The sequence below is a fragment of the Croceibacterium salegens genome (assembly GCF_009827435.1).
Classification (GTDB): domain Bacteria; phylum Pseudomonadota; class Alphaproteobacteria; order Sphingomonadales; family Sphingomonadaceae; genus Croceibacterium_B; species Croceibacterium_B salegens.
Window position 1 is genome coordinate 20,967 of the sequence record NZ_WTYM01000035.1, and the last position, 24,662, is coordinate 45,628.

The following is a 24,662-nucleotide window of genomic DNA, read 5'->3' on the forward strand; positions in this document are numbered from 1 at the left end:
CCGATGAACAGTGCGGTTGCGTGGTTCAAGGACGTCGGTATCGCTGACCGCCCGACGGTGGGCGGCAAAGGCGGCTCGCTGGGTGAACTGACCCAGGCCGGCATCCCGGTACCGCCGGGGTTCGTGGTGACTACGTCGGCATTCGAGAGCTTTCTCGAGGCTATCGAGAAGCACGAGCCTGTGCGCGCGAAGGTCGAGGCGCTCGACCCGAGCGATATGGGCGCGGCGACGAAGCTGTCGGAAGAGCTGCGCCGCCGGGTCGAGGACGAGCGGATGCCCGCCGATGTCGAGCATGCGATCCTCGACGCCCACGAGCAGCTCAGCGGCGGCCATGGACCCGTCGCCGTGCGTTCCAGCGCCACTACCGAGGACGCTGAGGACGCCAGTTTCGCCGGGCTGCAGGACACCTTCCTCTGGGTGCTGAGCGGCCCCGACATGGTGCAGAAGGTACGCGAGTGCTGGGGCAGCCTCTACTCGGTCGAGAGCATGACCTACCGCCGCAAGCAGGGCCTGCCCGAAGAGGGCGTGGCAATGGCCGTGGTGGTGCAGGCGATGGTCGACGCGCGCTGTGCCGGGGTGATGTTCACTCGCTCGCCCACGAGCGGCGACAAGTCGGTCATCACCATCGAGGGCGCGCCGGGTCTCGGCTCGGCAGTGGTCTCGGGCGAAGTCACGCCCGACCGCTGGGTCATGGGCAAGATCACCGGCGAGATTAGCGTGCGCGACATCTCCGACAAGCTCGCGAAACAGGTACCGGCCGACCACGGCGGAGTCGTCGAGGTCGCCAACGAGGGCGACGAGCGCACCGGCCCCTGCCTCAGCGACGACGAGCTGCAGCAGTTGCGTGAAGTGGGCCGCAAGATCGAGCGCCATTACGGCAAGCCTCAGGACATCGAATGGGCTTTCGACAAGGAAGGCAAACTGATGCTGCTGCAAAGCCGCCCCGAAACGGTCTGGGCGATGAAGGATGCCAGCAAGCCGGTGGCAGCGCCGCAGGCCAACCCGCTGAGCCACGTTATGGGTATCTTCGGCGGAGGCAAGCGTTGAGCCTCACCGCTGCCGACATTGCCGAGATCGCCCGGCTGCTCGACGAGTCAAAGTTCTCCAGCCTCAGCCTGGAGATGGGCGGCTTCAAGCTGCGCATCCGCCGCGACGGCGGAGGCTGGGCGGCTGGGCCGGTCCTTGAGGCTGAGCCGCAAGCGGGCGCCCCCTCGGCCGCTCCCGCTCAAGAAGCCCCTTCAGCGGCAGCTTCAGCGCAGGCCGGCGCTGGAGAAGTGGACGTCCCCGCCCCGCTGCTCGGCAACTTCTATTCTGCCCCGCGCCCGGGCGACCCGCCGTTCGTCGAGATTGGCGACACGGTCAGCGAGGACACTACCATCGCCATCATCGAGGTGATGAAGTTGATGAACCCGATCCGCGCGGAAGTTTCCGGCACGGTCGTGGCCATCCTCGCCGAGAACGGCAGCGCGGTCGAAGAGGGCCAGGCTTTGATCCGGGTGAAGGTGGGGTGACGATGCGCAGCCCAGTCATCCAGTCTCGTCACCCTGAACTTGTTTCAGGGTCCATTTCTCCACTCGGAGCGGCATCGCGGACCGAAGAATGGATGCTGAAACAAGTTCAGCATGACGAAATCGGGAGAAGCGTTGATGGCTAACCTCCAGATCGTCGAAACCTCGCTGCGCGACGGCAACCAGTGCCTGTGGGGCGCGCTGGGGATCGATACTGCCAGGACGCTGACCATCGCGCCCGTGATGGAGCGCGCCGGCTATCGCGCGATCGACTTCACCACCAGCACGCACATGGGCGTGGCGGTGCGCTACAAGCAGCAGGACCCGTGGGAGCGGATCCGCGAGATGGCGCGCATCTGCCGCACCACCCCGCTGCAGTTCCTCTCGACCGGCTTCCGCTTTATCGCCTGGGAGACCGCCAGTCCCGAGTTCATGGAGCTGGCCTTCCGCACTTTGGCGACCAACGGCATCCGCCGCTTTGCGCTCGCCGACCCGAACAACGATGCCGTGAGCAACGTCGAGGTTGCAAAGCTCGTCAAACGCGCGGGCGGCGAGCAGGTCATCGGCGCGCTGGTCTTCACCTTGTCGCCGATCCACGACGATGCCCACTATGCCGAGGCGGCGCGGATCATGGCCGCCAGCCCGGACATCGGCTCGCTCTACATCAAGGATCCGGGCGGGCTGCTCTCGGCCAAGCGGGCGAGCACGCTGATCCCGGCGATCATGGCCCAGATCGGCGACAAGCCGCTCGAACTGCACAACCACTGCACCACCGGACTTGCCGAACCGTCGTGCCTCGAAGCTGCCGATCTCGGCGTAGCCGCGGTGCAATGCGCCAGCGGCGGTGCGGCGGACGGGACCAGCAACCCGCCGATCATGCGCATGATCGCCAACCTCAAGGCTATGGGCCACAGCGTCGATATCGACGAGGAGGCGGCGCAGGAGGTCGCGGACTACTTCACCGCAATGGCCGAGGCGGAAGGCTTGCCGACCGGGCGCCCGATGCACTTCGACGCCGCATACCTGCGGCACCAGTTGCCCGGCGGCATGGTCGGCACGATGCGACGCCACCTTGCCGACCACGGGGTGCCCGAGCTCGAGAGCAAGGTCATCGACGAGATGGGCCATGTGCGTGAGGAGCTCGGCTGGCCGATCGTCATGACCCCGTTCGCGCAGATGTTGCAGACGCAGGCCATGCTCAACGTCACCGGCAAGGAACGCTACGGCGTGATACCCGACGAGATCATCCGCTACGCGCTCGGCCGCTTCGGCAGGCCCAATGTGCCGATCGCGCCCGAGGTCATGGACAGGATCATGGCCAACCCGCGCACGAAGGAACTCGAAGCCGAACCCGGCATGGCCGAGCTTTCCGACCTCAGGAAGCGTATCGGCACGAACCTCTCCGACGAGGAATTCCTGCTGCGCGCGACAATGCCCGCCAACCTCGTCGACGCAATGCAGAAGGCCGGCCCCGCGCCGCGCGAATACGATCCCTCGAGCGTCGCGGTGATGAACCTGCTGCGCGACGTGCTCAGGCGCGCCGACATCGACGGGATCGGCATCGAAAAGGAAGACTTCAAACTGGAACTGGAGGCCTAGTGGCTCTGCCCTCCTCGTCATTGCGAGGAGGCGAAGCCGACGCGGCAATCCAGGGCTGCGCAAAACCGCACTGGATTGCTTCCCCCGGCACAAGGCCGGGGTCACAACGACGAAAGATTGAATGTGATTGAATTGCCCGCAGCCCCACCCAAGGGCTTCATGTTCGACCTCGACGGCACGCTGATCCTCAGCGACCGCAAGCTCGGCGGCTACACAGTCATCCCCGGCGCGGTCGAGGTGCTGGAGGAACTCGAACGCCGGGGTGTGCCGTTCCTCGCGCTGACCAACGGCAGCGCCTATGCCGCCTCGGTTCAGGGCCCTAAGCTGCGCGGGGTCGGCCTGCCGATCCGCGACGAAAGGCTGCACACCCCCAACTCGGTCGCCGCCAAGGTCTTCCGAGACAACGGTTACGCCAGCGTCCTGGTGCTCGGCACCGACGGCGTGATCGAGGCGCTCGAAGGGTTCGGCATCTCCTGCTGCCGACCCGGCGAGGAAGCCGCGAAGCAGGCCGACGCGGTCTACACCGCCTGGCACCCGGGCTGTAACATGGACGATATCCACGCCGCCGCCGGGCGAGTGCTAGACGGCGCGGCCTTCTACACTGCCAGCGACGTGCCGTTCTTCGCCACCAAGGACGGCCCCGCCTTCGGCTATTCCTGCGCGATCAACGGCGCGGTGGCGCGGGTCACGGGGGTCGAGCCGCAGGTCACCGGCAAGCCCTCGCAACTGGCGATGGATTTCCTCGCCGCCGAACTGGGCCTCGCCGCGCACGAGATCGCGGTGATCGGCGACGACCCCAAGGTCGAGACCGAAATGGCCCGCGGCGGCGGGGCGATCGGCGTCGGCGTGACCAGCGGCACGACCAGCGCGGAAAAGTGGCACGAGCAGCCGCACGAACGCGCGCCCGACTTCGTCATCCCCAGCGTCGCCGCGTTGCTTTCGGACGGCTGGCTCGGCTAGCGCACGATGCCCGCGCCGCGCGGGTAGAGCGGGTCCTTGCTGTCGTCGGGCGCCGCCGGGTCCTGCGCCTCGACCGCCGCCATCGAGCGCGGCAGTTCGAATGGCAGGCGGCCCTTGGCATTGACCTTGCCGGTGAGCACATCGAGAACCGCAGCGTCGCTCGCCCCGAAATTGGCGAGAATGACATCGGTCAGCGGTTCGACGCTTGTCAAGACAGCCGGACGGTCGAGGAACAACGCAAGCACGGTTGGAACGTTCGGTTTCGCCTTTTGAAGCGCTTCATACGCATCATCGCCAGGCCGGAAATCGAGCCGGCCCTCGTGATATAGCCGCCCGAAGAAGTTGTTGGGATGGAGCATTTCCGACGGAGTGCCCGCGCGGACAATGGCCACGTCGGCCTCGGCCGGGTCGTCGACCACCACAAGGCCCGCCTCACGCGCCGCCTCGGCGCTCATACCGGAGAGCCAGACTCTCGCCCCGGGCTTGAGCGGCAGCGCATCGTTGTCCTTGAGCAGCACCTGCGCCTCGCGCTGGATTCGGGCAGCGAGCGCAAAGTCCTCCACGCTGCCCGCCGCGGCCTGCGCCTTGGCCGGATCGACATAGGGGTTTTCGAAAAGGCCAAGGCGGAACTTGGGCAACATGACGCGCATCACCGACTGGTCGAGGCGCGTTTCGGACACTTCGCCATCCGCTACCGCGGCCAGCAGCGGCTCGACATCGTCCGTCCCGCCGAACTGGTCGAGTCCGGCATTGAGTCCCTTCACATAGCGCTGCCGGACAGTCAGGTCCTCGACGCCCCAAGCAGTCGATATGTCCTGCGGTTGCTGAGGCGCTTCTCTCGTCGGCGCCCGGCAGCGTTCGTTGCAGTCGCGGGTGATCGCCCAGTCGGACAGGACGATGCCGTCGTACCCCATCTTCCCGCGCAGCAGCCCGTCGATCAGCTGCTTGCTGAACCCCGGGCCGACAGCCTCGAGCGGCTCGCCGTCGAGCGTGGTTTCGGTCATGATCGGGTACGCCGGCATGACCCCAGCCGAATTCGCCGCCAGCGCCCCCTGAAACGCCTCGACATGAAGCGGCAGGTACTTGCCAGGGCGCGCGAAGCGACCGTACCAGTTGTGCGCGTCGAACCCTTCCGGCTGTGCACCATAGCCGACCCAGTGCTTGACCACGGTCATCACACCGTCCCGGGCCAGCCCGTGGCCGCCGCCCTGGAATCCTTCGACGTAGGCCGCGCCCAGCCGGTTGGTCAGCGCGACATCGCTGCCAAAGGTTCCGCTGCCCCGCGCCCAGCGCGGCTCAGTTGCAAGGTCGAGTTGTGGGGAGAGCGCCATGTGGATGCCCAGCGCGCGATATTCGCGTGCGGCAATCTCGCCGAAACGACTCACGAGGTCCTCGTCCGCCAGCGCTCCGAAGCCGAGCAACTCGGGCCACTGCGTGTTGCCGCTCGCCTCGGCTGAGGCGCCGAGCACGTATTGGAAGTGGTTGCGCGGGTCCGTGCTGATGGTGACCGGGATCCCAAGCCGCGAGCCTTCGGCCAGTTCCTGCACCGCGTTGTCCTGCTCGGCGAGACCTGCCGGCGGCAGCGACAATCGGGTGATGAAGCTGGTGACGTGCTTCGTGTTCACCAGCTCGCCGAGGGCATCCATGTCGTAAGAAGCCGCAGCGCCGAGCTGCCCGCCTTGTCCCGGCAAAGTCGAATGCATCAGCGTGCCGACTTTTTCCGCCACGGTCATGCGCGAAACGAGATCGCGTGCACGGGCCAGGTCGTCGAGGCGCCAGTCCTCGTAGGGATCGAGCACACTATTCGCATTGAGGTCGCGGAACTCTTCCCCGTCGATTCGCAGCACCGGCTTCACCCGCGCCTCGACCGGTGTTTGGGGCGCCGTGGCGCTCAGTCCGGGTGCGCATGCACCCGTGAGCAAGGCAGCCAGAACTGCGCTGCCAAAGGCAATGGTCGAAACGCTTTTGTGCATGATGGACAGTGTCTCCCGGGCGCACATTGCCGCTTGTCGAACGGGAATCAACAGCGTCACCATTTGGCCACAGCTAGCTGGGTTCAGCTGCACACCACTTGACGATGTGAACGTTATCAAATACGAGAACGTTCACAAATGGTAATCCGGCAGACGAACTGCCTGGAATTGGGAGGAGAATCAGGATGAACCTGAGGCGCAGCCAGACGCTTGCAAAGTTTATGGTCGGAGCATCCGTCGTGGCGATGGGGGCTACCGGCCATGTCGCTTATGCACAGGACGATACCGACACCGAACAGTCGAGCAATGCGACCGACAGCGACAATGAAATCGTCGTCACCGGCATCCGGGCCAGCTTGCAGCAAGCGATGAACATCAAGCGCGATGCGCAGGGTGTTGTCGACGCGATCTCCGCCGAAGACATCGGCAAGTTCCCCGACACGAACCTCGCCGAATCGCTCCAGCGCATTACCGGCGTGTCGATCGATCGCCAGAACGGCGAAGGCTCCAAGGTCACCGTCCGCGGCTTCGGCCCCGACTTCAACCTCGTGCTCCTGAACGGCCGTCAGATGCCCGCCTCGGGTCTCGGTTCGTGCTGCGAGGCACCGGCCTCACGCAGCTTCGATTTCGCCAACCTCGCTTCCGAAGGCATCGCCGGAGTCGAGGTCTATAAGTCCGGCCGCGTTTCACTGCCGACCGGCGGCATCGGCTCGACGATCAACATCAAGCTCCCCATGCCGCTCGATCGTCCGGGCCTGCAGGGCAGCTTCAGCGCCAAGGCCGTGTACGACACCGGCCTCTTCTCGGGCACCGACATCACGCCGGAAGTCTCGGGCATCATCAGCAAGACCTTCGCCGACGACACGCTGGGCGTGCTCGTCGCCGGATCGTACCAGAAGCGCAAGGCGAGCCTGGCGCAGTTCAACGCCGGCTGGCGCGAAGGCTACCTCGGCAGCGACAGCTCGAGCTGGGGCTCGCTGCCGGCCGACGCCAACGACTGGCGCGGCTTCCGGGTAGAGAACCACCCCGGTCCGAACGACACCTACCAGACGACCCAGAACGCCGGGTACGATTTCACCGACATCGATCGTGAGCGCTTCAACGGCCAGGCCGTGTTGCAATGGCGTCCGTCGGACGACCTTGCGGTAGCGATCGACTACGAATTCTCGCAGAACACGCTGAAGGCCCGCACCAGCAGCATCGGCGTGTGGTTCAACCACGCATCGACCTCGAGCAGCTGGACCGACGGCCCCGCGGCCGGCCCGAATTTCTATGCCGAGGACTTCGGTCCGGGCAAGGACCTCGCGGTCACCGGCGCGATCGCGGCCAATCGCAACATCAACAACTCGATCGGTGGCAACATCCAGTGGGACGGCTTCAGCGGTCTCCATCTTGAAATCGACGGGCACCACTCGACCGCCGAGAGCAAGCCGACCACGCCGTATGGCAGCAACATCGCCGTCGGCAGCGCGATCTTCGGGGTGATGAACCAGAGGGTCGACTACACCACCGCAATGCCGGTGATTTCGGTCAACATGTATCCGGGTTCTGAAATCGACGCGTCGAACATCCGCCCGGCAGGCAACGCGTTCCGCAACGCCTACATGAAGGACACGATCGACGAGGTCGCCTTCAAGGGCCGCTTCGACATCGACGAAAGCTTTATCCAGAGCCTCGACTTCGGTGTCGTCGAAACCCGGAACAAGGTCCGTTCGGCGTACGGCTTCATCCAGACCGATTCCTGGGGCGGCACGCTCGGCGCGGCCGATACGCCCGATGACCTCTATACGATGGTCAACCTGCCGCACGACCTTGCCGGCATGGCGGGTTCGCAGTCTTCCTCTATCATTCCGAGCTATTTCCGGGTCAACACCGTCGACCTGATCAACCTGCTCGAAAACGAAGTGAACATCTGCAGCGCCCCGTGGACCGGCTCCGCGATCCCCGGCACTTGCCTGGCCGAATTCCAGGCCGACCGCCGGATCAAGGAAGAAACCACCTCGTTCTACGTCCAGTCGACGCACAAGTTCTACTGGGGCATGGCGCCGATCAACTTCCGCTTCGGCGTCCGCTTCGAGGACACCAGGGTCGTTTCCTCGGCGCTCGTGCCGATCCCGACCGGCACCTCGTGGGTCGGCGACAACGAAATCGCCATCCTTTACGGCGGCGGGTCCGACTTCCAGACCTTGAAGGGTTCGTACGAGAACTTCCTGCCGGCAGCCGACTTCGACATCGAGCCGGTCGACAACCTGATCTTCCGCGCCTCGTACAGCCAGACCATCACGCGGCCCGACTACAACAGCCTGCAGGGTGGGACGACTCTGGCCGCGCCGATCCGCGTCGGCGGAAGCACGGGCGCCAGCGGCAACCCTGGCCTGCTGCCCTACAAGTCGAACAACATCGACCTGTCGGCGGAGTGGTACTACGGTCCGTCGAGCTACGTCTCGGTCGGGTTCTTCAACAAGAACGTGAAGAACTTCATCGCCAACAACACCGTCAAGACCACCGCCTTCGACCTGACCAACCCGGCCATCGGACCGCGAGTGGCCGAGGCGCAAGCAGCGCTCGGAGCGGGGGCCACGACCACCGATATCCGCAACTGGATCAAGGCCAACTACTCGCAGTTCGTCGACGCCGCCTCGGGCGGTATCCTCGGCCAGCCCGACGATCCGTTTGTCGACTTCAACATCACCTCACCGATCAACAGCGACCAGAAAGCGCGGCTGTGGGGCTGGGAATTCGCGGTTCAGCACAGTTTCTGGGAAACCGGCTTCGGTGCAATCCTGAACTACACGATCGTGAACAGCGACACGGCCTATGACAACACGATCCCGGCCTTCACCACGCCGGGGCAGTTCGCGGTCAACGGTGTCAGCGACAGCGCCAACGCGGTGCTGTTCTACGACAAGGACGGCTTGCAGGCCCGCGTTGCCTACAACTGGCGCGACAAATTCCTGTCGGGCTACGGCACCGATCCGTTCTACATCGAGGCCTACGGCCAGGTCGACGTCAGCGCGAGCTATGAGTTCGGCAACGGCTTCTCGGTCTTCGCCGAGGGAATCAACGTGACCAACGAGGATCGCCGCGGTCACATGCGCAACAAGCAGACCGTGTTCTTCGCGGCCCCTGGCTACGCTCGCTACGCGGCGGGTGTGCGCTACACCTTCTGACGCGGGAGGGCCCTCCCTTCTTCCCGCTTGGAACTGGGCCGCACTGCCAACCGCAGTGCGGCCCTCGTTTTTTGTGCAAGTAGCTCGGACGGGCTATGAGTTTGTGAGATGAAACGGCAGATTGGCAGAGTGGTGATCGTAGGGGGCGGTACTGCCGGCTGGCTCTCCGCCTGCGTGCTGGCCGCGCGCCTCCCCGACTTGTCCATCACGCTGGTCGAGGCGCCCGACATCCCGACCATCGGCGTCGGCGAAGGCACCTGGCCGACGATGCGCAGCACGCTCGCCTCGATCGGCATTACCGAAGCAGAATTTCTCGCCGAATGCGACGCCAGTTTCAAACAGGGCTCGCGCTTCGACGGCTGGGTGACGGGCGAACCCCGCGACAGCTACCTGCATCCTTTCAACCTGCCGGCAGATGGCCCGATGGACGCGCTGCTGGCTGCCTGGCGCAGTGCGGCGCCCGACCTGCCATTTGCCGCAGCCATGACGGCGCAAGCCCAGCTTTGCTCGCGCGATCTGGCACCGCGTCAGCGGTTCATGCCCGATTACGCCGGGGCGGCGAACTACGCCTACCACCTCGATGCCGGAAAGTTCGCCGCGCTGCTCGCTCGCCACGCCACCACGCGCCTCGGTGTGACGCGCATCGCAGCGCATGTCACCGGCCTAGAGCGCATCGATAATCGCGACATTGCCGCCGTTCGGACCCAAGAAGGTGAACGGATCGCTGGCGAGCTGTTCCTCGACTGCACCGGCCATGCCGCGCTACTGATCGGTGGCGAGCTGGGGGTCGGCTGGATCGAGCGATCCGACGTTTCGTTCAACGACCGCGCCCTCGCGCTGCAGGTCCCGACCGAGCCAGGTTGCGCCATCGCCTCGCAAACCGTCGGGACGGCGCACGAGGCGGGCTGGATCTGGGACATCGCCCTGCCCCACCGCCGCGGGATCGGCTGCGTCTACTCCTCGCGCTTCATGGACGACACGCGGGCTGACGAGGTCCTGCGCAAGTATGTCGCGCGACATTTGCCGGAGGCAAATCTTACCGCGCTCGCCCCTCGAAAATTGGCTTTCGCCACCGGGCATCGCGCCGAGTTCTGGCATCGCAATTGCATCTCCATCGGGCTTTCTGCCGGGTTCATCGAACCGCTCGAGGCCTCGGCAATCGTGCTGATCGAACTGTCGCTCCGCGCACTGGCGGAGAACTTTCCCGCCTCGCGCGGTGCGATGGACATTCATATGAAGCGCTTCAACGAGCTGTTCCGGTACCGCTGGGACAGGATCGTGGAGTTCCTTAAACTGCACTATGTGCTCAGCCAACGATCCGAGCCTTACTGGGTGGCGCAGCGCGACCCGGCAACGATCCCGCCGCGCCTTGCCGAGCAGATCCAACTGTGGCGCGACCAGCCGCCGTCGAACTGGGACTTTCCGCAAGTCGACGAGATCTTTTCGGCGGCGAGCCAGCAATACGTGCTCTACGGCATGGGCTTTGCCCCACCCGCCAATTGTGCAGCGTCGCCAGCCGCGCTTGCGCGCCTCGCTGAAGTGCGCGAACAAGGCCGGGCGCTGGCCTCCGCCCTGCCCACCAACCGAACCTATTTCGACAACCTGGCCGCGGCGAGCACGCCGGTGGCAGTGATGGAAAAGACCGCCTGAGATGAACCAGCACCGCGTTCTCAACGACCGGGACCACCGCGAACTGCGCGTGCTGACCGACGCATCTTCGGACCTCGGCGACGCGGTCATGGCCTGCCTGACGGTGCCCTACGAGTTCCGCCAAGTGCAGGCCTGTTACCCCATCGTCTTCCGCCGCGACCTCGAAAGCGACGCCTTCTCGGCCCTCGCGCTGTTCGGCTTCACCAACGGTGAGAACCTGTTCCTCGAAAACGGCAAGTGGGATGCGCCCTTCAAGCCGCTTGCGCAGGCGATCCAGCCGTTCCTCGTCGGTCGGCCGGCCGGCGGCGAAGGCGAATCGCAGGTGCATGTCGACATGGAGCACCCGCGCATCTCGACCAGCGGCGAAGGCGTACGGGTATTCGACGAGGACGGGCGGGCGACGCCCTACCTCGAAAGCATCGCCGAAAAGCTCGGCAATCTCGACGTGGCGTACCGCGCCAGCGGCGACTTCTACGCTGCGCTCAAGCGCTACGAACTGCTCGAGCCCTTCACCCTCGAGGTTCCGCTCTCCGACGGATCGAAGCATTCGCTGGTCGGCTTCCACATCATCAACGAGGAGAAGCTGCAGGCGCTCGGGCCGGACGAACTGGCCGACCTGCATTCGGGCAACCACCTGATGCCGATCTTCATGGCGCTCGCCTCGCTGTCGCACTTCGGCGACCTCATCGCGCGGAAGAACCGCAGGCTGACGAGTGGCTGAGGCCGATCCCACGATCTTTGCCTCCATGCAGCATGCGGAGGAGCGCGAAGTCGCCGACGCCGCCGCGCTCGACGCCCTGTTGCGCAGCACCCGCCAGCCGTTCGTCGTCCGCGGGCTGGCCGCCGACTGGCCGCTCGTGGCTGCCGGCCTGCGCTCCGCCCGCGAGGCGCGAGGCTACATAGTGAAGCACGCCCGCCAGCGCCCCTTCACTGTCTCGATCGGCCCGCCGGGGCATGACGGGCGGATGTTCTACAACGACGATATGGAGATGAACTTCCAGACCGCGCGCGGGCAACTGGCGGACATCTTCAAGGGCATCGACGACAACGAGGGCCGCCAGCACGCACCGTCGATCTACCTGACATCGCTCGACCTGCACGACTTCTTCGACGGGCTGCACGAGGCCAACCACGTCGATCTGGGCGAACGCGACGCGCTGGCGAGCATCTGGATCGGCACCGCGACGCGCATTGCCGCGCACAACGACTTTCCCGACAACCTCGCGGTCTGTGCCGTCGGACGCCGCCGCTTCACGCTGTTCCCGCCCGAGCAGTTCAAGAACCTCTACCTCGGCCCGATCGACAATACCCCTGCCGGGCGCGCTGTCAGCATGGTCGATTTCCACGCCCCCGACCTCGACGCCCACCCCCGTTTCGCCGAGGCGCTGCGGCACGCGCAGGTCGCCGACCTGCTGCCGGGCGACGCAGTGTTCGTTCCGAGCATGTGGTGGCACCACGTCGAGGGGCTCGCGCCGTTCAACGTGCTGGTCAATTACTGGTGGCGTGACACGCCGCGCTGGCTCGGCCAGCCGCAGGAGGCACTCAATCACGCCATCCTGTCGATCCGCGACCTGCCGCCGCAAGACAAGGCGATCTGGCGCGCGCTGTTCGACCACTACGTCTTCGAGAGCGGCGACGATGTCATTTCCCACATTCCCGCCGGCAAGCGCGGCATTCTCGACCGGCTGACGCCGGAAAGCGCAGGCCGGATCAGGGCCTTTCTCCTGAGGACGCTCAATCGATGAAGAGTACCAATCCCCAGCGGCGCGTGGTCGTGGCCGGCGGCGGCACCGCGGGGTGGATGACCGCCGCGGCGCTGGCCCGCACTTTCGGTGAGGTCATCGACCTGACGCTGGTCGAATCCGATGCCATTGGCACTGTCGGTGTCGGCGAGAGCACGATCCCGCCGCTGGTCCTCTACAACCGGCTGATCGGCATTAACGAAGCCGATTTCATGCGCGCCACCCAGGCCACCTTCAAGCTCGGCATCGAATTCCAGAACTGGAAGGTCGAGGGCGAGAAGTATTTCCACTCGTTCGGCTCGACCGGGAAGGATCACTGGTCGGCGGGCTTCCAGCACTTCTGGATGCACGGCCTGGAGAACGGCCACGACGCGAACTACGACGAATACTGCCTCGAACTGAAGGCGGCCTACGCGCAGAAGTTCTCGCACCTGCCCGACAACGGCCTCAACTACGCCTACCAGCTCGATTCCTCGCTCTATGCCGCCTTCCTGCGCAAGATGGCCGAGGGCGACGGTGCCAAGCGCGTCGAGGGACGCATCGCAGAAGTCGAGCTCGACGAGGTCGGCAACATCGCCGCGCTGCAGCTCGACAACGGCAAGCGTATCGAGGGCGACCTGTTCATCGACTGCACCGGCTTCCGCGCGCTGCTGATCGAGGGCGCCATGCACGTCGGCTACGACGACTGGACCCACTGGCTGCCGTGCGACTCCGCCATCGCGGTACAGACCGCCAGCGTCCGCCCGCCGCTGCCCTATACCCGCGCCATAGCGCACGATTCCGGGTGGCAATGGCGCATCCCGCTGCAGCACCGGCAGGGCAACGGCATCGTCTACTGCAGCCGTTACCTCGACCGCGACACCGCGCTCGACCGGCTGCTGACCACGGTCGAAGGCGAACGCCTGACCGAACCCAACTTCATCTGTTTCCAGACCGGCGCACGGCGCAAGCAGTGGCATCGCAACTGCGTGGCGGTGGGCCTTTCCGGCGGGTTCATGGAACCGCTGGAATCGACCAGCATCCACCTCATCCAGCGCGCCGTCCTGCGGATCATCCGCATGCTCCCGGCGGGCGAGGTCAGCCAGCGCGACATCGACGAGTTCAACGACCAGCAGATGACCGACATGCTGCAGATCCGCGACTTCCTCATCCTCCACTACAAGGCCACCGAGCGGCGGGATTCGGCGTTCTGGCGGCAGTGCGCGACAATGGAGGTTCCCGACAGCCTGCAGCACAAGATCGAACTGTTCCGCGAAACCGGCCGGGTCTTCCGCAAGAACGAGGAGCTGTTCGTCGAAAACAGCTGGGTGCAGGTCATGATGGGACAGGGCATCATGCCCAGGAGCTATCACCCGATCGCCGCCAAGCTGACCCAGGCTGAACTCGACCACCTCTTGAACAGTATCCGGGAATCGGTCGAGAAAACCGTTGCCGGTCTGCCCGATCACCAGGCCTACGTCGCGCGCTATTGCGGCGCGCAGCAGGCCGCCGCGGCATGAATTTTGCCCGTATCCCCAGAGAAATGCTCGTGAAGCACGCTGCTGTTTGGCAACGGCGGCCAAGCTCGGCTACCGCCGATTGGAACAATTTCGGGGCGGCGGCAGCGTAGATGGCCAGGCGGAAGCAAGCTGTGACGATCAGGCACGTGGCTGCCGACGCCGGAGTGTCGTTGCAGACGGTCAGCCGCGTCATCAACAACGAGCCCAACGTCCGCCCGGAAATGAAGGAGCGGGTCCAGGCCTCGATCGACAAGCTCGGCTATGTCCCGTCGATCGCCGCGCAGCGGATGAGCGGCTCGCGCTCGTACCTGATCCTTGCCCTCAACGACCGCGAACGGACGATCGCCGACTGGCGCGCGCGCGAAGGCACAGACTGGGTCGACCAGATGCTGCTCGGCGGCATGCTGAAGTGCGCCGAGCACGGATACCGGCTAATCATCGAGCTGGTCGACACCCACAACGACCACGTCGAGCGCGAATTGTCGGCGGCGATTGCCGCACTGCAGCCCGATGGCGTGATCCTGACCCCGCCGCACTCCGAAAACCCGCTCATCGTCGGCTTGCTCGACAAGCAGCGCATCCCATTCGTACGCATCGGTTCGCGCGGCAACGGCGCCGGAATCCTGGTGCTGATGGACGACGAGCGTTCGGCCAGGCTTGCCACCGATTACCTGCTCGGCATGGGCCACGAACGCATCGGCCTGATTGCAGGCTCGGACGAATACAGCCTCAGCGGCTGGCGCATCGACGGCTGGCGCGCCGCCATGGCGGAAGCTGGTGTCCCGACCGATGGCCTGCTCGAACGCGGCGACTTCAGCTTCGCATCCGGCGAGAAAGCGGCGCGCAAGCTGCTGAAATCCCCCCAGCGGCCCACGGCAATCATCGCAAGCAATGACCAGATGGCGCTCGCCACGCTCAAGGTGGCGCGCGAACTCGGCCTCGACGTGCCCGACGAGCTTTCGCTCATCAGCTTCGACAACACGCCAACGGTGCGCTTTACCCAGCCCGCGCTGACGGCGATCGACCAGCCGATTGCCGCAACGGCGTCCATGGCGGTCGAGTTGATCATTGCTGCCCAGAAAGGCGAGGAACTGCCGGAACAGCCTGTAATCGTTTCGGGTAGTCTCGTCGAACGTGACTCGGTATCAGCACCCGGCACCTGACCTGGCCGATGAAAGCTGACTTGCCGACTTCCAACCAGTCGACCCGTTTCCTGCTGCTCTACGCCCTCGCCTGGGCCGGGGGATCGATTTCCTACGTCCCGTTCCTGTCGATCCTGCTGCCGGTGCGGGTCAGCGCGGTGGTGCCCGACCAAAGCGTCGAATGGCTGGCGCACATTGCCTTCATCGGTGCTGTCGCGGCGAGCCTCGGCAACATCGGCTTCGGTTGGCTGAGCGACAGAACGGGCAACCGCAGGACACTGATCGTCGCCGGGGTGGCGGCGTCGAGCATCCTGTTGGTGACGATGCCGATCGACGGCGGATATTACCGGCTCCTCGCGCAAATCGTCGCCTGGCAGCTCTCGCTCAACCTCATGCTCGCACCGCTCTCCGCCTGGGCGGGAGACTGCATCCCGCACCACCAGAAGGGAACTCTCGGCGGACTGATCGCCTTCGCCCCGGCGGTCGGCGCGCTGTCGGGCGCCTTCGTTACGCTACCGGGCCTGGCGAGCGGCGACGGGCGGCTCTGGCTCGTCGCCGTGCTGGTGCCGCTGTGCGTCCTGCCGGCGGTGCTGTTCGGGCGACCGCGGCCCTTCCCTGAGCTGATGTACAGCGACGCCCCGGAGGTCCCGCTGCGGCAGGCCATCACAGGGCTGGTGCATTCCGCGGTCGGCAGGATGTGGATCGCGCGCCTGCTGATCCAGATTGCCGAGGCGGCGCTCTTCGCCTTCCTCTACATCTGGCTGCGCACGCTCGATGACTCCATCACTGACAACGATACCGCGCGACTGTTCAGCATCGTGCTCAGCGGTTCGATACCCATCGCTTTCCTTGCCGGGCACTGGTCCGACCGCACCGGACGCCCGGCCCTGCCGCTAACGATCGGGACGGCGCTTTCGGCTACCGGGCTCGTCGTCATGGGCCTGGCCGGTTCAATACCGATCGCAATCACTGGGTATTTCATCTTCGGCCTCGCCTCGACCGCGTTCCTCTCGCTGCACTCGGCCCAGACGCTCCGCTTCCTCTCGCGTCCCGAGCATCGCGCTCGCGACCTGGGCCTGTTCAACCTCACCAATACAGTGCCTTCGATGGTGATGCCATGGCTGACGCTGGCGATGGTGCCGATTTTCGGTTTCGGCGCCCTTTTCTTCCTGCTTGCCGGTCTCGCAGTGGTATCCGGCGCCCTGTTGCTGTCGCTGTTGCGGCAGGACTGACACATCGTCCCCTCCCGCTTGATTCCCCCCCCTATCCGTGTATTGGTTCTCCTTTGAGAACGTTCACATACGAAGTTGGGAAGACAATGAGGATCCGCAGGTTCGGCGTTACGCTACTTGGGACAATTGCGCTGGCCGCCTGCTCGGCCGCAAGCGACCGGGGTGAGGATTTGATGTCGGGCTCCGCGCATCCCGACAAGTGGCCGGAGGCCGCCAGCCCCGCCGCCTTCACCGACCCGGCAACCGAGGCAGCCATCGACGACCTGCTGGCGAAGATGACTTTGGAACAGAAGGTCGGCCAGCTAGTCCAGGCCGACATTTCCTTCATCACCCCGGCGGATCTCGAAAAGTACCCGCTCGGCTCGATCCTCGCCGGCGGCAACGGCGGTCCGAACGGCAACGAGCGCGCCTCGGCCGCCGACTGGGCGCGCATGGTCGCGCAGTTCCGCGAGATTTCGCTCAGGCCCGCGGCAAACGGCGTTGCGATCCCGATCATTTTCGGCATCGACGCGGTGCACGGACACAGCAACATTCCCGGCGCCACGCTCTTCCCGCACAACATCGGTCTCGGCGCGGCGCACGATCCGGAACTGCTCCGGCGCATCGGCGCGGTGACTGCGGCGGAAGTGGCCGGCAGCGGGATCGACTGGACCTTCGCCCCGACGCTCGCCGTGCCGCAGGATTTGCGCTGGGGCCGCTCCTACGAAGGCTATTCCTCCGATCCCGCGATCGTCGCCGAATACAGCACGGCGATGGTCGACGGCATCCAGGGCAGGCTCGAAGCCGGCAGGCCACTCGCCGCCGACAAGGTCGCGGCCACCGCGAAGCACTTCCTCGCCGACGGGGGCACCCGAGGCGGGCAGGACCAGGGCGATGCGCAGATATCCGAGGAGGACCTCGTCGCAATCCACGACGCCGGTTACCCGCCCGCGATCGACGCAGGGGTGCTGACCGTCATGGCCAGCTTCTCGAGCTGGAACGGGGCCAAGAACCACGGCAACAAGTCGCTTTTGACCGATGTCCTCAAGGACCGGATGGGCTTCAAGGGCTTCGTCGTCGGCGACTGGAACGCCCACGGCCAGGTCCCCGGCTGCACCCCCACCGACTGCCCGCAGGCGCTGATGGCCGGACTCGACCTCTACATGGCCCCCGACAGCTGGAAGGCCCTGTTCGAGAACCTCGTCGCCGAGGCCAAGGCGGGGAAGATCCCGCAGGAGCGGATCGACGACGCGGTGCGGCGCATCCTGCGCGTGAAGTTCAAGCTCGGCCTGATGGGCCCGGCGAAGGTCGATCGTACCGATCCGTCCGTCGTCGGCGCCCCAGAGCACCTCGCCCTTGCGCGCGAGGCGGTCGCCAAGTCGCTCGTCCTGCTCAAGAACGAGGGTTCGGTCCTGCCGGTCAAGGCGGGGGCGAAGGTCCTCGTCGCTGGGCCGGGTGCCGACAACATGGCGATGCAGGCCGGCGGCTGGACGATCAGCTGGCAGGGCGTGGACGTGACCAAGGCGGACTTCCCCAACGGGCAGACCGTGGGCGAGGGCATCGTCGATGCCGTCAAGGAGGCTGGCGGTACCGCTCGCCTCTCGGCCGACGGCTTTTTCGGCGAGAAGCCAGACGTCGCCATCGTTATCTACGGCGAAACGCCCTATGCCGAGTTCCAGGGCGATGTGGCATACCTTGATTACCAGCCCGGCAACGCCACCGACCTAGCGCTTATCAAGAAGCTCAAGGCGCAGGGTATTCCAGTCGTCTCGGTGTTCCTCTCCGGCCGCCCGCTGTTCGTCGGACCCGAGATGGCAGCGTCCGACGCCTTCGTCGCAGCATGGCTGCCCGGATCGCAAGGTGCTGGCGTGGCCGACGTCCTCGTCGCGGGGAAGGACGGCAAGACCGCGCGGCAGTTCGCCGGAACCCTGTCCTTCGACTGGCCCGCCGGTTGCGAGCCGGGCGCCAAGGCGCTCTTCTCTCGCGGCTTCGGCGGTACCTACGCCACGGCCCCCAAGGTTCCCGAACTGGCGACGAAGTGCGCTCTCGAGAATGCCAACAAGGGCGATACCATTTCGCTCTACTCGCGCGGCCTGAAGGCCGGGGTCACGGCTGGGGCCGAGGGCACCGCGATGCCGAACTTCGTTGGCAAGGCGAACGGCCTCGCCGTCACCGCCTTCGACGTTGCGGCGCAGGAAGATTCGCGCAGGCTGACCTGGTCGGCACCGGCCACGCTGGCCCTGACCTGGAAGGCGCAGGAGCTACCCGCGTCCGAGGCAGTCGAGTTCCGCTACCGCGTCGCCACTGCACCGACGAAGAAGGTGACTCTCGCGGCGCCTTCGGGTTCGCCGATCGACCTGACCCAGACCTTCGCCATCGCCGCAGGCAAGGAATGGCGGACGCTGCAGATTCCGCTGACCTGTCTCGCCAAAGGCCAGCTGGGCGAAGTGCAGGTCAGGAGCGAAGGCTCGTTCGTCCTCGAACTGCAGAGTGTCACCCTCGTTTCGAAACCCCTCAACACGAGCTGCACCGGCCCGTTCTGATGAACCAGAAAGCACTCGCTTCTCGCTAGGCTCCAATCTACGCTGCCGTTTACCTGAACTTAAGGATGAGGTGACATTTCCTTCAAGAACTTTGGAGGGAAAAAAATGTCGCAGTCTCCATATCGCCATTGGCTCATTATTAGCGCCGCGTGCCTTTGTCTTCAGGGATGCGGACCAGACGATTCCGCCCAAAATCAGCTAACGACCTTGGCGAGAAAAGAAAATGAAAGGCGAAAAATCCACGTCAGCAATCCCTCTCCAACTCCAAGTCCATCGCCTGCACCGACACCCTCGCCAACAGCCACCGACGTAGGAACGCTCGATGCAAAGACAGGGACTTTGCAAAAGGCCAAGGTAGACGACGGAATAGCGGTTTCGTCATTCCTGAAGGCAACCACTCTCGCCGTTAGCGGAAAGCCGGACGTAGTTGGCGCGTTCCGCTTCTTTTGCGTACCAAGTCATATCTCCTGGGATGATCCAATTGTGCACCCCGGAGATATAGGTGGCAATGAGCATTTGCACATCTTTTTCGGCAATACTGGGACGAACGCAAATTCAACATATGAGAGCTTGAGACAGAGCGGTGACAGCACCTGCCGAAATATGTTGAACAGATCCGCGTATTGGCAACCGGCTATGATCGGCACCCTAACCGACGGAAGTGAAGCTGTAGTTGTGGAGGAATTTACTAACTTTTACTATAAGCGCAGACCGGCAAGTGATCCGGAAATCGAAGGTATCCCCGTCGCGATACCGCGCGGACTCAAGTTTGTTTTTGGTGGCCCGTCTCATCCTGCACAATTCAAATGTATTGATGAAACAGGAAACAAAAATGTCACGCAATGGGTACCTACCTTGCAAAAAGCGCTTTCATTGTGCGCTGCAGGACAGCACATCGACATGCAGCAGAGCACTCCCAACTGTTGGGATGGCCGAAACCTCGATTCGCCCGATCACAACTCACACTTATCTTATACGATCAGAGACTCGTCGACCGGTTGGAAGCAACGATGCCCAGCGACACATCCTTACGTAATACCCAAGCTAAATTTCCAGCGGATCTTCAAGATCAGGGCCGACGATGTCACCAGCACTTGGCGGTTATCTAGCGATATGTCAGGATATCCGGCCGGAACTATGGCGCATGCAGATTACATGATGGCGTGGAATGACGAGATAATGGGTCGTATTATGGCGGCGTGCATCGACCAACTATTGAGCTGTTCGGCCGGAGATCTTGGTGACGGTTTTAAGATGGTAGAGAACCCCATATATAAATCCGGAATAGCCGCATCAGCACGCCGCGTTCCACTGCCACGCAGAGGCGAAGTAATTTCTCTTGTGAACCAAGGGCCTTAGTCAGTAGGACTTGTCTCGGGGATACTCCCAACTTTGTCGCGCTGCGGAGGGAAGTTCAGAATGCCTCTTTGGTTTTCCGGCGGTAAAAAGATCTTGTTCGTGCACATACCCAAGACGGCGGGATCTGCTCTGCTTGACTATCTTACACGGCGCTTTGGCAATCCAATGTTAGCCCGAACCAACATGGATGTTCCTGGTGGGCTCATCACGACCCCAGACCACTTCACAAAAAAGGACCTTGCAACCTGTTTGGACCTCGCGAGCATTGACTATTCATTCGCATTTGTGCGCGATCCTATGAATCGACTTGTGAGTGAGTATCGTTACCAATCTGGCGTATCGCGTGCTTCACGCCTCAGTTTCTCAAGTTGGGCACATTTAATGATCGAAGCAGCGCGTCGCGAGCCGCGGATCTACGGCAATCACCTTCGACCTCAAGTCGATTTCATTCCTGAAGGCACAGAGGTCTTTCGTTACGAGCAGGGCTTCGACCAACTGATATCCAGTCTTGATCGAGTCTTGGGAGTTCCGGGTCCAAAGGAAGGCGTGCCATTCATCAATGTCAGCCCTAAGCGCGAAGCGTTGGTGTCCGATCGTGTCGCCAACCTTGTCGTGAACTTCTACGCTAATGATTATTTGCGCTTCGGCTACCAAAGTCCGATCGTGAACGCTTCCAATTCGATGGCCGCTCTCGACAAATTCAAGGCGTTCGCCATTGCTCCACTGTTAATTGCCCATCAACGTCGTCGGTGGACATCTCCCGCTCGCGCAATCGGTTAGACGGTTCTTAATCGAGAACTATTTACCGACACCGAACACTCGTCGACCTGGAAGCCAAAACAGACCAGCAGACAGTTGCTTCTTAAGGTTTCGATCAAATGTAGCCCTGACATAAAAGCATAGCGCCAAACCAAATTCGATCATTTTTGGTCTGCAGGGACACACTCATTTGCATCACATCGCATTTACTCCGGTACGGACTGAGTTGAATTGGGTCTAGAAACATGGCAGCAAATCCCTGTCGCAAAACAATGACTGCACTACTAATGAGGGCGTCAGTAATACGATGAGTTTAGCGTAGAACCATCGGAAAAGAGATCTTTTGACAAAATTTGTAAGCATTTAAAAAGTCATCTGATTACCGATCTCGGTCAGTGGAAACATACCATTGGATCGTTCCTTGAAGGCCGACGGCGCTCAGCACACCAGTCCGGTATGCCGCGGTATCTACATTGATGCGATTTCGAGCGAACACAAGTTCGTTGGTCTCACTATGGCCGTGAACGACAACCGCACCATGATCTCTCTGACTTGAGAGAAACTTCTTCCTAATCCAAAGTAAATCATGCCTCCCTTGTCGGGAGAGTGGCACTCCTGGTCGAATTCCGGCATGGCAAAAGAAGTAATCTCCTGATTGGAAGTATAGCGGCAGTGAGTTCATCCAAGCGAGGGCCTTGTCGCCTATGACTTCACACAGAATGGCTGCCATTTCTTCGGCTGACGCCGCTTCCATCTCTGAAACGTCGAGACCGTAGCTTCGAAGCGTAGCGGCTCCTCCATGCTGTAACCAAGCTCGTTGAGCCGCAGCATTTCCAAAGGTGCTCTCGAGAAGAAGGTCTTCATGATTGCCGAGAAGCACCGTCACCCGATCGCATTCATATTGTGCTCTCTGCGCAAGCTCCAGAAGCAACCGCGAATCTGGCCCGCGATCAATTAGATCTCCCAGTAGGATCAAGCGCGTCGGGCAGTCATCTCTAAACCGAGAATCTTGCTCCAAACGCTGCATTAGTACTTCAAGCAAATCAAGCCGACCATGCACATCGCCAATGGCGTAAATCCTTTCTTCGTCAGCGGTAGTCGGAAGGGTCGTTGCAAGTCTGTCCCTTCTCGAGAAATAACGGTTCACCGACTTGCCCCCTCAGTGAATTGCGCCGGCCTGATACAAAGGTTCATCTGATGAAGCAACGAGGGAAGCCTAGCGATTGCTCTCCCTCGTCGGAAAGCTGCAAGTCCTAACGAAATTCAAAATAGGCGCGCGACTTGTTGAAATGATCCGGAGACCTTCGCACCATTTAAGACCGCCCTTCAACCCACCGCGAGCGCGACACAAAGTCATTTGATCAGCTAAGATGTTTGGGCGACGGCCAGCAAATTCAACCTGCATGCCCCCACTCCCCCCTTATGTCGAGGCCGGAGAAACACCTATTTTGCCCTCATGGACAAACATTGAATAGACGTTCAGGAGAAGAAGAGATGCTTGAAAAATTCTTAATCATTAAGTTTAGATAATACTCGACGCGAAATGAAAATCTTCAAGGTCTAATATTCAAGTCTCAAAATTAATTTCAATATGAAAGCTATTCAATCGATTCCTAAAGAACATCATCTTCGGTCTGAATTTTTCGAAATCCACTCCAACCAGCCTGGTTGTACTGTCTCTCCCGATCTCTACCGACCTCACTGCTACCAGTCCCAAAGGCCAATCCGCTTCACAGAGTTTGCAGTGATTGGCTCGTCTAAATCCCCCCGGAAGCCTCGGCGCGCTGCCCTCTTGCCGGAATCGGGACTCGCACCGCGGCCTGTGCCATGCGCTCCTTGTATAGATGGCTCTTCTTGAGGCCAGTCGCATTTCCCAGATCGGCTGCACTGCAATTCAGTAGCTTATCGATGCAATTGGCCGTCCAGGTGTCGATGATGAGGTCATCCCATGCCATCATGTAATCGGCGTGTGGATAGACGTCATGGTCGAAGTGCCAAGACGTCTTGACGTCGTCGGCGCGGATTGTGAAGACTCGCTGGTATGTCAACTTCGGTATCAAATAGGGGTGTGTTGCCGGACACCGTTTCTTCCAACCTGTTGACGCATCTTTAATCGGATAAGCTAGGTGCGAGCGGTGATCATCGCTGTCGAGCTGCGAACCGTTCCAGCACTCGGGAGTACTTTGCAGAATAACGAGGTGCTGTCCCGTCGCACAGGCCGCGAGCGCAACCTGCATTGAGCCCTGAAACCTGGTGACGTTGCTACCCTCGTTGGCGCTAACGCACTTGAATTGTGCCGGGTGCTGCGGGTCGCCGAAGACGAACCTGAGACCGCGAGGGATGGAAATGGGAATACCCTCGGCACCCGGGTCGCCTTTGGGGCGGCGCTTGTAGTAAAAGTTCGTGTATTCCTCGACTATGACCACATCCTCACCACCAGCCAGTTCGCCCACCAGCGCTGGTTGCCAGTATGCGGAGCGGTTCAAAGCATTGAAACAGGTACTATCCCCAGTGGTTCTCAGGCTCTCGTAGGTCGAATTGGCGTCAGTGCGGGTGTTTCCGAAGAATATATGCAGATGCATATTTGCTCCCGGCTGGCCCGGGTGCACGATCGGGTCATCCCATGAGATATGGCTCGGAGGGCAGATCAGGCGGAAGGCACCGACCACATCTGGCTTGCCACTCAAAGATTGCGTCCGCAGGCCTGTCAGACTTGCGACATCGAGCTCGTCCGCAACCTGGGGTGCTTGCCTATAGCCCTCACCCTCGAGCAGAGTTTGCCCTCGAGAGACAATTGTCCTAGGCATCAGAATTCCATGATGCACCAAAGAAGCCCTATTCTTCGTAGTCAGCAGTGGATTAATTCGCTTGCAGGCAGCGTTATCAGTCCGTTGCAAGCCGCACTGCGCGTAAAGTTTCGACATTTCCGACTTTGAGACATTGGAGCTGACGCAAATTGGTTTAGCGCACTCAGCACCAATGATTGATGCGGTCGACGAAGTCTGCGCCAACGTGGCCGCCCCGAAGGCGGTCACCAGAAACAATCTTAACATATTGTAAATTGCGTTCATTTTCGTCAACACTTACACGCAAAGAGGTAGGAATTCAATTTCCATCCAAATTGGATTTTACAAATTCTATAATCTTTCAATCAATTTGTATTTCTAAATTATTGAAATCGTTCCTTCTTTTTATCCTATGCATAAAGGACCGAGGATTCCTGTGCTCCGTCACAGTATGACCACCTAAACATACTAAGTGATATGTGCCTGCCATCTAAGCAAGAAAAGAGAGGTCACAGCTACTCGCCAAATCATCGGCTCTACCGAACGCGACGCTTGCAGTATCCTATCAAGCATAGAAACGGTCGATGTGGGTTTTTCTAGACGTTTCTTTGAACCGCAATGCAAAAGTCGCGCCCAGATTAGGGAAGTTGAGGGATCGCATGGCCTCGCCGGGACGCGCGACGCGAGCAATCGACATCGCCTCCTGCCCGTCAATTTGAGCATCAAACGACGATATGCCCTTGAGTTGCGTCGTCATTGGA

At 62.1% G+C, this 24,662-nt stretch carries 19 protein-coding genes; 14 read left to right on the top strand and 5 right to left on the bottom strand.

The features are described from left to right. Window positions 1-3: 3 nt before the first annotated feature. The 4 genes from GRI89_RS07915 to GRI89_RS07930 all read left to right on the top strand — a co-directional run bounded on the left by GRI89_RS07915 (window position 4) and on the right by GRI89_RS07930 (window position 4,067). Window positions 4-1,047 (top strand): PEP/pyruvate-binding domain-containing protein, encoded by a 1,044-nt coding sequence (locus GRI89_RS07915; RefSeq protein WP_159793932.1) that lies wholly within the window; start codon window positions 4-6, stop codon window positions 1,045-1,047. Next, window positions 1,044-1,511, top strand: coding sequence for an acetyl-CoA carboxylase biotin carboxyl carrier protein (gene accB, locus GRI89_RS07920; RefSeq protein ID WP_201290891.1), 468 nt, complete (start codon window positions 1,044-1,046; stop codon window positions 1,509-1,511). Before GRI89_RS07915 ends, accB begins: the two co-directional genes overlap by 4 nt. Window positions 1,512-1,646: 135 nt before the next feature. Continuing rightward, window positions 1,647-3,107 (top strand): biotin carboxyl carrier protein, encoded by a 1,461-nt coding sequence (locus GRI89_RS07925; RefSeq protein WP_159793934.1) that lies wholly within the window; start codon window positions 1,647-1,649, stop codon window positions 3,105-3,107. Between the two features lie 123 nt (window positions 3,108-3,230). Next, complete coding sequence (locus GRI89_RS07930) at window positions 3,231-4,067, top strand: HAD-IIA family hydrolase (RefSeq protein ID WP_159793936.1); 837 nt, start codon at window positions 3,231-3,233, stop codon at window positions 4,065-4,067. On the opposite strand, the gene GRI89_RS07935 is transcribed toward GRI89_RS07930, so the two are convergent. Further along, a complete protein-coding gene (locus tag GRI89_RS07935) occupies window positions 4,064-6,040 on the bottom strand; it encodes a glycoside hydrolase family 3 protein (RefSeq protein ID WP_235912966.1) in 1,977 nt (658 codons plus the stop codon). The genes GRI89_RS07930 and GRI89_RS07935 overlap by 4 nt on opposite strands. Window positions 6,041-6,261: 221 nt before the next feature. Here GRI89_RS07935 and GRI89_RS07940 point away from each other — a divergent pair, with 221 nt between their 5' ends. From GRI89_RS07940 to GRI89_RS07975, 8 genes are all read left to right on the top strand, one after another. Beyond that, complete coding sequence (locus GRI89_RS07940) at window positions 6,262-9,210, top strand: TonB-dependent receptor (protein ID WP_235912971.1); 2,949 nt, start codon at window positions 6,262-6,264, stop codon at window positions 9,208-9,210. A 108-nt stretch (window positions 9,211-9,318) separates the two neighbouring features. Then, complete coding sequence (locus GRI89_RS07945) at window positions 9,319-10,860, top strand: tryptophan halogenase family protein (protein ID WP_159793940.1); 1,542 nt, start codon at window positions 9,319-9,321, stop codon at window positions 10,858-10,860. Window position 10,861: 1 nt separating this feature from the next. After that, window positions 10,862-11,581, top strand: coding sequence for a SapC family protein (locus GRI89_RS07950; RefSeq protein ID WP_159793942.1), 720 nt, complete (start codon window positions 10,862-10,864; stop codon window positions 11,579-11,581). After that, a complete protein-coding gene (locus tag GRI89_RS07955; RefSeq protein ID WP_328598149.1) occupies window positions 11,574-12,605 on the top strand; it encodes a cupin-like domain-containing protein in 1,032 nt (343 codons plus the stop codon). Before GRI89_RS07950 ends, GRI89_RS07955 begins: the two co-directional genes overlap by 8 nt. Next, window positions 12,602-14,101: a tryptophan halogenase family protein gene (locus tag GRI89_RS07960; RefSeq protein ID WP_159793944.1), complete on the top strand. Its 1,500-nt coding sequence runs from the start codon at window positions 12,602-12,604 to the stop codon at window positions 14,099-14,101. The genes GRI89_RS07955 and GRI89_RS07960 overlap by 4 nt, the downstream gene beginning before the upstream one ends. A 110-nt stretch (window positions 14,102-14,211) precedes the next feature. Then, window positions 14,212-15,264, top strand: a complete 1,053-nt coding sequence (locus GRI89_RS07965) for a LacI family DNA-binding transcriptional regulator (RefSeq protein ID WP_159793946.1) — start codon at window positions 14,212-14,214, stop codon at window positions 15,262-15,264. Window positions 15,265-15,272: 8 nt separating this feature from the next. After that, window positions 15,273-16,475, top strand: a complete 1,203-nt coding sequence (locus GRI89_RS07970) for an MFS transporter (protein ID WP_159793948.1) — start codon at window positions 15,273-15,275, stop codon at window positions 16,473-16,475. An 86-nt stretch (window positions 16,476-16,561) separates the two neighbouring features. Beyond that, window positions 16,562-18,997, top strand: coding sequence for a glycoside hydrolase family 3 protein (locus GRI89_RS07975; protein ID WP_159793949.1), 2,436 nt, complete (start codon window positions 16,562-16,564; stop codon window positions 18,995-18,997). 378 nt (window positions 18,998-19,375) lie between these two features. On the opposite strand, the gene GRI89_RS17970 is transcribed toward GRI89_RS07975, so the two are convergent. Continuing rightward, on the bottom strand, window positions 19,376-19,513 hold the full coding sequence (locus GRI89_RS17970) for a hypothetical protein (RefSeq protein WP_235913005.1): 138 nt from the start codon (window positions 19,511-19,513) through the stop codon (window positions 19,376-19,378). Here GRI89_RS17970 and GRI89_RS07980 point away from each other — a divergent pair. Both GRI89_RS07980 and GRI89_RS07985 read left to right on the top strand, forming a co-directional pair. Continuing rightward, window positions 19,481-20,356, top strand: coding sequence for a DUF1996 domain-containing protein (locus GRI89_RS07980; protein ID WP_328598151.1), 876 nt, complete (start codon window positions 19,481-19,483; stop codon window positions 20,354-20,356). The genes GRI89_RS17970 and GRI89_RS07980 overlap by 33 nt on opposite strands. Before the next feature lie 60 nt (window positions 20,357-20,416). Continuing rightward, entirely contained in the window at window positions 20,417-21,136 is a 720-nt protein-coding gene (locus GRI89_RS07985; protein ID WP_159793953.1) for a sulfotransferase family 2 domain-containing protein, read from the top strand. 358 nt (window positions 21,137-21,494) lie between these two features. On the opposite strand, the gene GRI89_RS07990 is transcribed toward GRI89_RS07985, so the two are convergent. The 3 genes from GRI89_RS07990 to GRI89_RS08000 form a co-directional block, all read right to left on the bottom strand. Further along, entirely contained in the window at window positions 21,495-22,262 is a 768-nt protein-coding gene (locus GRI89_RS07990; RefSeq protein ID WP_159793955.1) for a metallophosphoesterase family protein, read from the bottom strand. A 610-nt stretch (window positions 22,263-22,872) separates the two neighbouring features. Next, entirely contained in the window at window positions 22,873-24,186 is a 1,314-nt protein-coding gene (locus GRI89_RS07995) for a DUF1996 domain-containing protein (protein ID WP_235913001.1), read from the bottom strand. A 280-nt stretch (window positions 24,187-24,466) separates the two neighbouring features. Then, complete coding sequence (locus GRI89_RS08000) at window positions 24,467-24,658, bottom strand: hypothetical protein (RefSeq protein ID WP_159793959.1); 192 nt, start codon at window positions 24,656-24,658, stop codon at window positions 24,467-24,469. Between the last annotated feature and the right edge of the window lie 4 nt (window positions 24,659-24,662).